Annotated in this window: 12 protein-coding genes; 7 read left to right on the top strand and 5 right to left on the bottom strand. The window is 73.0% G+C overall.

From position 1 onward, the window contains the following. Positions 1–124: 124 nt before the first annotated feature. Together AB0J69_RS56905 and AB0J69_RS56900 are read right to left on the bottom strand one after the other, a co-directional pair. Positions 125–433 (bottom strand): antitoxin, encoded by a 309-nt coding sequence (locus tag AB0J69_RS56905; protein WP_364136780.1) that lies wholly within the window; start codon positions 431–433, stop codon positions 125–127. A gap of 44 nt (positions 434–477) precedes the next feature. Continuing rightward, positions 478–879: a MerR family transcriptional regulator gene (locus tag AB0J69_RS56900; RefSeq protein WP_364136778.1), complete on the bottom strand. Its 402-nt coding sequence runs from the start codon at positions 877–879 to the stop codon at positions 478–480. 95 nt (positions 880–974) lie between these two features. Between AB0J69_RS56900 and AB0J69_RS56895 the strand changes: the two genes are divergently transcribed. Beyond that, positions 975–1,673, top strand: a complete 699-nt coding sequence (locus AB0J69_RS56895) for an SDR family oxidoreductase (protein WP_364136777.1) — start codon at positions 975–977, stop codon at positions 1,671–1,673. 33 nt (positions 1,674–1,706) lie between these two features. Further along, positions 1,707–2,660 carry a MerR family transcriptional regulator gene (locus AB0J69_RS56890; protein WP_364136775.1) on the top strand — a complete coding sequence of 318 codons (954 nt, stop codon included), beginning with the start codon at positions 1,707–1,709 and terminating at the stop codon, positions 2,658–2,660. Between the two features lie 106 nt (positions 2,661–2,766). On the opposite strand, the gene AB0J69_RS56885 is transcribed toward AB0J69_RS56890, so the two are convergent. Next, complete coding sequence (locus AB0J69_RS56885) at positions 2,767–3,645, bottom strand: NAD(P)-dependent oxidoreductase (protein WP_364136773.1); 879 nt, start codon at positions 3,643–3,645, stop codon at positions 2,767–2,769. 186 nt (positions 3,646–3,831) lie between these two features. Between AB0J69_RS56885 and AB0J69_RS56880 the strand changes: the two genes are divergently transcribed. After that, positions 3,832–5,259, top strand: a complete 1,428-nt coding sequence (locus AB0J69_RS56880; protein WP_364136771.1) for a PLP-dependent aminotransferase family protein — start codon at positions 3,832–3,834, stop codon at positions 5,257–5,259. After that, positions 5,256–6,155: a hypothetical protein gene (locus tag AB0J69_RS56875; RefSeq protein ID WP_364136769.1), complete on the top strand. Its 900-nt coding sequence runs from the start codon at positions 5,256–5,258 to the stop codon at positions 6,153–6,155. Before AB0J69_RS56880 ends, AB0J69_RS56875 begins: the two co-directional genes overlap by 4 nt. On the opposite strand, the gene AB0J69_RS56870 is transcribed toward AB0J69_RS56875, so the two are convergent. Continuing rightward, positions 6,156–6,419: a MarR family transcriptional regulator gene (locus tag AB0J69_RS56870; protein ID WP_364136767.1), complete on the bottom strand. Its 264-nt coding sequence runs from the start codon at positions 6,417–6,419 to the stop codon at positions 6,156–6,158. Positions 6,420–6,655: 236 nt separating this feature from the next. Between AB0J69_RS56870 and AB0J69_RS56865 the strand changes: the two genes are divergently transcribed. Then, positions 6,656–7,024, top strand: coding sequence for an STAS domain-containing protein (locus tag AB0J69_RS56865; RefSeq protein ID WP_364136765.1), 369 nt, complete (start codon positions 6,656–6,658; stop codon positions 7,022–7,024). A gap of 9 nt (positions 7,025–7,033) precedes the next feature. Here the strand turns inward: AB0J69_RS56865 and AB0J69_RS56860 are convergent, their stop codons facing one another. Beyond that, complete coding sequence (locus AB0J69_RS56860; RefSeq protein WP_364136763.1) at positions 7,034–7,312, bottom strand: hypothetical protein; 279 nt, start codon at positions 7,310–7,312, stop codon at positions 7,034–7,036. A gap of 212 nt (positions 7,313–7,524) precedes the next feature. Here AB0J69_RS56860 and AB0J69_RS56855 point away from each other — a divergent pair, with 212 nt between their 5' ends. Next, the gene (locus AB0J69_RS56855; RefSeq protein WP_364136761.1) at positions 7,525–8,727 is read left to right on the top strand and encodes a hypothetical protein; all 1,203 of its coding nucleotides are present in this window, start codon (positions 7,525–7,527) and stop codon (positions 8,725–8,727) included. A gap of 90 nt (positions 8,728–8,817) precedes the next feature. Next, complete coding sequence (locus AB0J69_RS56850) at positions 8,818–10,275, top strand: hypothetical protein (protein ID WP_364136759.1); 1,458 nt, start codon at positions 8,818–8,820, stop codon at positions 10,273–10,275. Positions 10,276–10,281 lie beyond the last annotated feature (6 nt).

The following is a 10,281-nucleotide window of genomic DNA, read 5'->3' as shown; positions in this document are numbered from 1 at the left end:
CTTTCCATCCCCGCGCCTCTCCCTTTTTTGTCGCGGTCCCCCCGGCCTCGGACCGGCGGGCCGCGGCGGGCCGGGGGGTTGGGGGGGGGGGGCGCCCCCCCCCCCACTCCCGCGCGCCATCGGCTCAGCCCTGCGGCGGCGTGCGCCGCTCGCGCTCCCCCTGCGTCTCAGGACGGGCCTGGGCAGGCGGCTGCTGGCCGGCCTGCTGACCAGGTTGCTGACCGGGCTGCTGGCCGGGCTGCTGGCCGGGCTGCCCGCCGCCGCCGTAGCGGCGCTGCACGGCGTCCACGCCCTTGGTGATCTTGTCGTCGTACTTGTGCCCGGTGCGCTCCTTCACGATCTGCTCAGCGCGGTCCAGCACCTGGTCGGCCTGCTTGGAGTGCCCTCTGGCGAGGTTCTCGGCTTTCCTCAGCCACTCTGCGATGCGGCTCATGACCGTCTCCCCCTTCTTAGGACTACCTCCCGCCCCTACCCCTCCTACCTCGGATGATGTGCCACCAGGTCCCCCTCGGGACGCGGGCAGGGCCTGCCCTCGTGGGCGGCCGCGGCGACCACGGCGATGATGGAGTCGAGCTTGTCGCGGGTCCGCACCAGGTCGCCGATCCGCCCGTCGATGCGCTCGCGCTCGGCCGTCAGCCGTTCGACCAGCTCGGGCGCCACCTCGCGGGACCTCACGTACGGCATCAACGGCTCGATCGACCGGCTCGGCAGGCCCGCCGTGAAGAGGTGCTGGATCATCAGGACCTGGTCCACCGCACTCTCCGGATAGGTCCGCTGCCCGCCGGGGCTGCGCTCGGGGCTGAGCAGGCGCTGCTCCTCGTAGTAACGCAGCGCCCGCACGCTCACCCCGGTCCGCGCGGCCAGCTCACCGATGCGCATGAGTGATTCCCCTCACAACACTTGCCTCTGACGTCAATGTCAGGTTTTAGCGTAGCCACGACCCACCTGAACCTGTGACCTGCCAGGAGGCAGCCATGATGATCTCTGGTTCCGTCGCGCTCGTGACCGGCGCCAACCGCGGCATCGGCCGCCGCTTCGCCCAGCAGTTGCTGGAGCGGGGCGCGAAGAAGGTGTACGCGACGGCGCGCAACCCCTCGCTCGTGGACCTCCCCGGCGTGGAGCCGCTGAAGCTGGACATCACCGACCCCGCATCAGTGGCGGCGGTGGCCGCGGCCGCCCACGACGTCACGCTCCTGATCAACAACGCCGGCATCTCCACCTACACGAACCTGATCGGCGGAGACCTGGACAAGATCCGCCTCGAGATGGACACCCACTACTACGGCACGCTGAACATGGCCCGCGCGTTCGCCCCCGTCCTGGGCGCGAACGGCGGCGGCGCGATCCTCAACGTGCTGTCGGCGCTGTCGTGGTTCTCCTACGACGGGGCCAACGCCTACAGCGCCGCGAAGGCCGCCGCGTGGAGCCTCACCAACGGCATCCGCCTGGAGCTCCGCGAGCAGGGCACCCTGGTGACCGGCGTGCACCTGGGAGCCGCCGCCACCGACATGATGGCCGGCTACGAGGGCGACCTGCTCGATCCCGCGGACGTGGCCCGCGCCGCGCTCGACGGGGTCGAGTCGGACGCGTACGAGGTCGTCGTGGACGAGTGGAGCGCCACCGTCAAGGCGTCCCTGGCCGGCGACCCGCGCCTGTTCTACCAGGCCTCTTGAGTCTCCAGTGAGGGGAGACGCCAGAGTGAGGGCATGGACGGGGACACGCTCTACTCGATCGGTGACCTGGCCCGGCGCACCGGGCTGACGGTCAAGACCATCCGGTTCTACTCCGATCAGGGGATCGTGCCGCCCACCGGACGCAGCCCCGCCGGCTACCGCCTGTACGACGTCGCCGCCGTCGCCCGCCTCGACCTGGTGCGCACGCTGCGCGACCTCGGCCTGGACCTGCCCACGATCCGCGAGGTCGTGAACCGGGAGATCTCCCTGCCCGAGGTCGCCGCGGCGCACGCCGAGGCCCTGGAGGCGCAGATCCGCGCGCTGCGCCTGCGGCGCGCGGTGCTGAGGGCGGTGGCCAGGCGCGGCTCCACCCCTGAGGAGACGGAACTGATGCACAAGCTGGCCAAGCTGTCGGAGGACGAGCGCCACCGCCTGATCGGCGACTTCCTCACCGCCGCGTTCGGCGACCTGGACGCCGACCCCGCCTTCGCGGCGATCACGCAGTCGATGACCCCCGAACTGCCGGACGACCCCGAGCCGGAGCAGGTGGAGGCGTGGGTCGAGCTGGCCGAGTTGTCCCGCGACCCGGACTTCCGCGCCCGGTTCCGCCGCATGGCCGAACTCCAGGCCGCCGACCGGCGTGCCACCGACCGGCGATCCGGTCCGGTGGTGCGGCCCGACCCCGCCGCGCTGGCCCGCGGCCTCGCCGCCCCGGCGCTGGCCGCCGGCCTCGACCCGGCCGCTCCCGAGGCCGGCCCGTACGTCACGTCGCTCACCACCCGCTACGCCCACGACCACGGCCTGGACCCGGACGACCCCGGCATGCTCCGCCGCCTGCTCGCCCGGCTGGAGGCGGCCGACGACCCCCGCAGGGAGCGGTACGTGCGCCTGCTGGCCGTGATCAACGGCTGGCCGCCCCCGGAGAGCCTGACCCCGGCGCTCGGCTGGTTCACCGAGGCCCTGCGCACCCGCCTGCCCGCCGGCTAGCCCTGAGCACCGCGCGGCCGGAAACGCGTGCCGGGGCCTGCGCCGGCTGGGTGCGCCGATGGCCCTGGGCAAGGTGGCCCGCGTACCTGGATCCGGCTCTCTGAGATCAGCCGCCCGAGCCGAACCCGGTCCGCCACGTGGGGTGCAGCGGCGCCCAGCCGCGCGAGCGGGCCAGGGCGTTGCCGGCGCCGCGCTGCCAGCCCAGGCGCCCGGAGGCGGGGGCGGGCGCCGGCACGCCCGCGGCGGCGGCCAGCACGGGCAGCCACTCACGGGCGGGCGCGGGCTCGTCGTCCACGACGTTGACCGGCCCGGCCGGCCAGTCGAGCGCGGCGACGGTGGCCCGGGCCGCGTCCTGGACGTGCACGAACGACGACACCGCGTCGTTCGCGACCAGGCCGCTGAGGAACACCGACGCCGGATCGTCCGTGCGCCCGCGCAGCACGTCGGCCGCCGGACCGTCGGGCCGGTACCAGGTGCCGGGGCCGTAGAAGAGGCCGTACCGCAGGATCACGTGCCGGTCGAGGTCCGCGACGGCCCGTTCGAGTGCGGTGACCCCGGCGATCGTGGTGGCCCGCGGCTCGGGCGCCCCCTCGTCCAGAGGGGTGGACTCGGTGGCGGGGCCGTCGCCGGGCTCGTACGCCCAGGCGATGGACTGGGCCACGATGCGCGGGACGGCGGCCTGGAGGGCGGCGTCCACCAGGTTGCGGGTGCCGACCCGGCGGATGCGCCCGTTGTCGGCCGGGCTGCCGCCGCTCAGGGCGGTGAGCTGATGGATGATCGCGTCGGGCGCGGCGGCGGCGACCGCCTGCTTGACGGCTCCGGCGTCGAAGACGTCGAGGCGCACACCGTCGGCCCCCTGGGCGCGCAGCAGGGCGAGCCCGGACTCCGTACGGGTGCTGCCGGTGACCTCGTGACCGGCCGCCACGAGCGCCGGGACGAGGTAGCGGCCGATGGCGCCCGTGGCGCCCGCGACGAAGACACGCATGTGATTTCTCCTGTTCATTCCGGAAGAGGCCGGCGGTCGCCGAGCCGGACCGCCGCGCCGATCGCGCGCAGCGCGACGCCGGTGACGGGTCCCCGCGTCCGGAGATCAACGTTCACGCAGCCACGTTATGGGCGAATCATCCCATTACTATGGGCCAGTAACCGGCCGTTGAATTGGACCACTTCCATGCCGCGCACCCGCTCGCCGGGCCTTGAGCTGCCGCTCGACCTGCCGGGCTGGGGTGCCCGCCGCCGGGCGCTGGAGGAGGCGCTGCGCGCGGCGATCCGCGCGGGCCGGCTGGTCGCGGGGACGCGGCTGCCGTCGAGCCGGGACCTCGCCGGCCAGCTCGGGCTGTCCCGGGGGACGGTGACGCAGGCGTACGAGCAGCTCGTCGCCGAGGGGTGGCTCACCTCGGTGCAGGGGTCGGGCACCCGGGTGGCCGAGCGGGGCGCGGAGCCGGCCGGCCCGCGGGCGGCGGCGCTCCCACCGGCGGCGCCCCGCCACGACCTGCGCCCGGGACGGCGGGACGCGCAGTCGTTCCCGCTCGACGCGTGGGCCCGCGCGATGCGGCACGCGCTGCGCGAGGCCCCCTCCGACGCGTTCGGCGACGGGGACCCCCGGGGCCGCATCGAGCTGCGCACCACGCTGGCGGCCTACCTCGGGCGGGTGAGAGGCGTCCGGGCCGACCCGGCCCACGTGGTCGTCTGCTCGGGCTACACCCAGGCCCTCGGCCTGCTCGCCGAGGCGTTCGCCGGGCTGGGCGTGCGGACGGCGGGGATGGAGGACCCCGCCATCGGCGACCACGTCCGGCTGCTCGGCCACCACGTGAAGGTCGCCGACGTCCCGGTGGACGCAGCGGGCCCGCGCGTGGACGCGCTGGAGGCCGCGGGCGCCCAGGTGGCCGTGTGCACGCCCGCACACCAGTTCCCGCTGGGCACGAGCATGTCGGCCGAGCGCCGCTCGGCCCTGCTGGCCTGGGCGGACGAGCACCTCGGCTGGATCGTGGAGGACGACTACGACGGGGAGTACCGCTACGACCGGCACCCCATCGCCGCGCTCCAGTCCCGCCGCCCGTCCCGGATCGTGTACGCCGGCTCGACCAGCAAGACCCTCGGCCCCGCCGTCCGGGTCGGCTGGGTCGTCTGCCCGCCACCGCTGCTCGAACCGCTGGTGGAGGCCAAGCGCCGGGCCAGGCAGTTCAGCCCGCTGGACCAGCTCGCCCTGGCCAGGATGCTGGACACCGGCGACTACGACCGCCACCTGCGCACGGCACGCCGCGGCTACCGGCGCCGCCGGGACCTGCTCGCCGGGGCCGTGCGCGCCCGCCTGCCCCGGGCCCGCCTGCGCGGCATCGAGGCGGGCCTGCACGCGCTCCTGGAGCTGCCGCCCGGCCTGAGCGAGGCGGAGGCCGTGGCCGCGTTGCGCGCCGCCTCGGTCGAGGCGAGCCCGCTCGGCGACTACGTGCGCGGCGACCGGGACCGCCACCCGCCCTCCCTGGTCGTCGGGTACGCCGCACCGCTCGCCCACGCCTACCCCGCCGCCGTCGAGGCGCTGGTCCAGGCGATCGCCCGGCCGGGGAGCCGCCCTGCCGGGCCGCCTACCATACGCGCATGACCACGCACGGATTCACGCTCACCGCCCAGGGCCCGTTCGACTTCGCCGATTCGCTGCGCTTCGTCGAGGACTGGCCGGCCACCAGCGCGCTGCCGTCCGACGGCCGGGCGCTGCGCTTCGCCTACTGCGCGGAGTCCGACTGGCGGCCGATCGGCGTGCGCGTGACGGCCGCGCCGGGCGGGGTCGAGGTGGCCACGACGCGGGCCGCGGGGCCGGGCATCCGGGGCGAGGTGGCACGGATCCTCTCCCTTGACGTGGACGGCGCCGGCTTCGCCAAGCTGGGCGAGGCCGACCCGGTGCTGGGCGACCTGCAGCGGCTGCGCCCCGGCCTGCGCCCGGTGTGCTTCTGGAGCCCGTGGGAGGCGGCGTGCTGGGCGGTGATCGTGCAGCGCTCGTCGATGCTGATCGCCTCCCGGATCAAGCAGCGCATCGCGGAGCGGTACGGCGCGCAGGTCGAGCTGGACGGGCAGGCGTACCCGGCCTTCCCGCCGCCCGTCTCGCTGCTGGACGCGGGCGGCCTCGGGCTGCCCGCGCAGAAGGAGGAGTGGGTGCGCGGGCTGGCCCGCGCGGCGCTCGACGGCGTGCTCACCACCGAGCACCTGCGCTCGCTCGCCCCCGAGGAGGCCCTGGCGGAGCTGCGCGCCCTGCCCGGCGTGGGGCCGTTCTCGGCGGGTTTGATCCTGATCAGGGGCGCGGGCGCGCCGGACGCGTTCCCGGGGGACGAGCCGCGGCTGTTCGGGATCCTGCGCGAGGCGTACGGGCTGCCGGAGGACGCCTCGCCCTCCTCCTACCGGAGGCTGGCCGAGGCGTGGCGGCCCTACCGATCCTGGGCCTCGTTCCTCTTCCGGGCGACGGCCTACGGCGTCATGGAGGATCGGGCGCCGGGCCGCGACTGATCAGGCGTCCTGCTTGGAGGGCAGGTCGTGCCGGGTGAACATGTCGATCAGCAGCCGGATCGGCAGGCCGGCCTCGGTCGGGTAGCGGAAGTGCTGGTCGAGGTTGATGCTGTAGCGGTTGCGCCGCCCGATCCGGTCACGGTTGAGGTAACCGTCCTCGTAGAGGTCGCGGACGATGCCCTGGACGGCGCGCTCGGTGATGCCGATGCCGGTGGCGATGTCGCGCAGCCGGATGTCCGGATCCCGGGCTATCTCCACGAGCACCCGCGCATGGTGGGTGAGAAATGTCCAACTGGACTGTCGATCATCGGTAGCGCTCACGGCCTCGCCTCTTCGGCCCTGGTCCTGGCCCCAGCGGGACGGACGAAACTTATTACACGAAGATCTTATGACGAACTGTCTTTCCGGTATCTACCTTCGGGACTAGAGTAACCCCAACGGCAGGCGTCGCCGCGGTATCCGTTTCGACCCCCATCGGCAGCCCATCGCCAGGAGTGCCTGTGAAACTCACCTGTCGCCACCTGTCCGGGGCCACCGTGATCACCATCGCTGGTCAGGTGGACACCACCAGTTCCGCGCGGCTGGAAGACTATATCGACGAGCAGCGGCGGCGGCTGGACGAGCATGTCATCGTGGACATGAGCCGGCTGTCCTTCCTGGACAGCTCGGGTCTGGCCGTCCTGCTCGCCGCCGCGGCCCTCGCCAACGCGCACGGTGTCGGCCTGCACCTTGCCGCGCTGCAGTCGATGCCGGCCAGGTTGCTGGAGATCACCGGCGCGCTGCGCGCGGTGACGGTGTACGACCATGTGGAGCAGGCCATCGCGGCGATCGAGGACCTCGACCGCGTCAGCCCCTCGGAGTCCGGGTAGTGACCCCGGTCACGCCGGTCGGCGGTGCACCCCGACGAGCGCGCCGTTCTGCCTGATCTGGGCCTCGTCGTACGGGCACAGCGCGCGGGTCACGTAGGACTCCGCGATGCTGTCGGCCTCTCCCCTGTCCACGCCCCAGCCGATCGTGTGCCAGCGCGCCTGACCCTCGCCGCCCGTGGTGTCCAGGACGGCGATCTCGTAGAGCTCGGCGGCGGCAGGCGGCGTGCAGCGGACGTGGCCGTGCGCTTCGGTGCGGACGTCCCGGCTGCCGGTCACCCGCTGGTCCATGTGGATCTCCCTCCGGTCGCACGATGCGGTCCGGAAATGCATGCCCCATCTACCGGCCGGTCACTCATGCCGCAGGTCGCGGCCGGCGGGCACGAGGCGGACGGGATCCTTACCGAACGCTGAGCCCCTGGCGAGAGCGCGCAGAGGTTGGTCCGGGAAGCCTCCGGTAGGCGGGCACACCGCATGTTCTCGACCGTGAAGGAGCGGACGCAATGACCTTCAATCCACTGCGCGAGCGGGGTATCCCGCTGGACAGGCAGCTGCGGAACTGGCGTGAGCTGAACGTCACGCCGATCGATCCCGATCATGCCGATCCGTACACGCGGTGCCGGATCATCACGATGAACGGAATCGAGGTGGAGGCGATCCTGTTCAGCCACCAGCTCGCCCGGCACTGCCCGGACCTGGAGGTCAAGCAGCAGCTGGCCCGGGTGCGCTACATCGAGGCCCAGCAGCAGAAGGTGGTCAACTGGCTGCTGCCCGGCCTGGCCTCGGTGCTGGAGACCACCATCGCCTATGAGCAGGTGGCGGTGGACCTGACCGCGTGGGTGGCCCGGATGGAGCCGGACTCCTACCTGAAGCAGGCCTACCAGTTCGGCGTGCTGGAGGACTTCGACCACCTCTACCGCTACGCCAACCTGTACGAGATGATCGAGCACCGCAAGGCCGAGAAGATCGTCGACCAGCTCACCGAGGTCATGCCGGGCCGCCCGACCTACCTGCATCACCGCGACCCGATGGACAACGTGCGCGAGCCCTACGACAAGAGCTCCACCGCGCCGATCAGCCGTCTGCACGCCCTGACGATCATGTCCGCCGAGCAGCAGACCATGAACTTCTACATGAACGTCGGCCCCACCTACATGGAGCCCATCGCCCGCCAGCTCTACCAGGAGATCGGCCTCATCGAGGAAGAGCACGTCACCCACTACGAGTCGCTCGTCGACCCGGGCGAGAGCTGGTGGGAGATGCTGCTCAACCACGAGTACAACGAGTGCTACCTGTACCACTCCTTCATGGAGACCGAGTCGGATCCCAAGGTGAAGAACATCTGGGAGCTGCACCTCAACATGGAGCTGGAGCACCTGCGGCTGGCCGCCGAGCTGTTCAAGAAGCACGACGGCCGCGACCCCGAGCAGGTGTGCGCACCCGAACTGCCCGCCCCGGTCACCTTCGAGCCGAACAAGGGCTACATCCGCGAGCTGATCGCCACCCAGATCGACTACACCACCCTGGGCACCGGCTACGTGCAGGAGGCCCACGAGCGGTTCGAGAAGATGCAGGAAGCGCTGATGGGCGGCGACAAGGCACCCTCCGAGCGGGTGATCGACGACAACCGCGCCAAGTCGGGCCACGAATACCGGCTGCAGACCGAGGGCGAGCACCCCGTGCACAGCCTGGCCCACAACCGCTGAGACCGGTTCGTTCCATGGCCGGGCATGGGTTCCGGCAGCACTTGTCGATATGGCCCCGCCGTCGGCGGGCCGGGCGCTAAGAACAGGCCGGTGGGACTGAGCACATCACTACGACCGAGCAAATCACTGGGCACATCACTTCGAACGTCGCGGGCGCCGCTGCTCCTGGTCGCGCTCTGCTACGGGATCGCCCAGCTCGTCATGGTCACGCCCGGGATGGGCCTGGGCTGGGACGAGGTCGTCTACGTCAGCCAGGTCGATCCGCGCGGGCCGGCGACCGAGTTCATCGCGCCCCGGGCCAGGGGGATCACCCTGCTGGTCGCCCCGCTGATGCTGGTCACCTCGTCCACCGAGGCGCTGCGGGTCTACCTGTGCGTACTGTCCGCGCTGGGTCTGTACGCGTCGTTCGGCACCTGGCTGCGGGTGCGCCCCGGCGCCACGGTGCCCCTCGCCGCCCTGCTGTTCGCCTCCTCGTGGCTGGCACTGTTCTACGGGAACGAGGCCATGCCGAACCTGTGGGTGGCGTTCGGCGCGGTGGCCGCCGCCGGCTTCTTCCTGCGCTGCGTGCGGCCGGGCAGCGGGCCCGGCCCGGCGGTGGGGCTGGCGTTGAGCGTGGCCGCCGTGGGCCTGCTGCGCCCGCCGGACAGCATCTGGCTCGTCCTGCCGCTCGCGCTCGCGCTGGCCAGGCCCGCGTGGCGGCAGGTCAGGGCCGGGGTCGCGCTCGCGGCGGGCCTGGTCGCGGGCTGGGCCGACTGGATCGTCGAGGCGTTCGTCCGGTTCGGCGGCCTGGCCGCCCGCTGGCAGGCCGCCGGGGCGGCGAACGAGACCGGCCTGCACTTCTCGGTGCCCGAGCACGCCCGCGCGCTCAACGGGCCGCTGCTCTGCCGCCCGCCCGCGCACTGCGGGCCCGTCGTGACGCCCTGGCTGCTCTGGTGGCTCGCGATCCCCGCCCTCGTCCTGCTCGGCCTGTACGTGGCGCGCCGCCGGGGCCGCCTGGCCGAGTGCGCGCTGGCGGCCGCCTGCGGCCTGGCCCTGGCGGTGCCGTACTTCTTCCTGGTCGGCTACGCGGCGCCGCGCTTCCTGCTGCCCGCGTACGCGCTGCTGGCCTTCCCGGTCGCGCACGCCGCCGCCGGCCTGGCACGGACGCGCCGGGCCGGCGCCGGCCTCGTCGCCGCCGGCCTGCTCGCCCAGTTCGCCCTGCAGGGCGTCACGCTCGACAAGGTCGTCGCCAACCGGCTCCCCAAGCGGCAGGCCGACATCGAGGTGGCCCGGGCGCTGACGGCCATGGACGTGCGCCCGCCGTGCCTCGTGTACGGCGAGCACGCGGTGATGATCGCCTACCGGATGGGCTGCGAGGCCCACACGATCCTGCGCTGGCCGCGGGAGCCACAGGTCCCGGCCGCGCTCGTCGACGCCGGGAGCGCGGGCAAGCGGGTGGTCGCCGTGGACAAGGGCCGGTCGAACCCGGCGCCGTTCCTCCGGAGCTGGGACAAGGGCCGGCTGCCGGGGGTGCGGCGGGGCGGGTGGTACGCCTACCTTCCCCGTTGAGCCGGG

The sequence above is a fragment of the Nonomuraea sp. NPDC049709 genome (assembly GCF_040674815.1).
In the GTDB taxonomy this organism is placed as follows: domain Bacteria; phylum Actinomycetota; class Actinomycetes; order Streptosporangiales; family Streptosporangiaceae; genus Nonomuraea.
Note: the sequence above shows the minus strand (reverse complement) of the source record. Positions and strands in the feature narration are given on the sequence as shown.

Bases quoted from the DNA above. Each gene is read 5' to 3' on its own strand.
- AB0J69_RS56905 (WP_364136780.1), bottom strand. From the start codon at position 433: ATGAGCCGCATCGCAGAGTGGCTGAGGAAAGCCGAGAACCTCGCCAGA.
- AB0J69_RS56900 (WP_364136778.1), bottom strand. From the start codon at position 879: ATGCGCATCGGTGAGCTGGCCGCGCGGACCGGGGTGAGCGTGCGGGCG.
- AB0J69_RS56895 (WP_364136777.1), top strand. From the start codon at position 975: ATGATGATCTCTGGTTCCGTCGCGCTCGTGACCGGCGCCAACCGCGGC.
- AB0J69_RS56890 (WP_364136775.1), top strand. From the start codon at position 1,707: ATGGACGGGGACACGCTCTACTCGATCGGTGACCTGGCCCGGCGCACC.
- AB0J69_RS56885 (WP_364136773.1), bottom strand. From the start codon at position 3,645: ATGCGTGTCTTCGTCGCGGGCGCCACGGGCGCCATCGGCCGCTACCTC.
- AB0J69_RS56880 (WP_364136771.1), top strand. From the start codon at position 3,832: ATGCCGCGCACCCGCTCGCCGGGCCTTGAGCTGCCGCTCGACCTGCCG.
- AB0J69_RS56875 (WP_364136769.1), top strand. From the start codon at position 5,256: ATGACCACGCACGGATTCACGCTCACCGCCCAGGGCCCGTTCGACTTC.
- AB0J69_RS56860 (WP_364136763.1), bottom strand. From the start codon at position 7,312: ATGGACCAGCGGGTGACCGGCAGCCGGGACGTCCGCACCGAAGCGCAC.
- AB0J69_RS56855 (WP_364136761.1), top strand. From the start codon at position 7,525: ATGACCTTCAATCCACTGCGCGAGCGGGGTATCCCGCTGGACAGGCAG.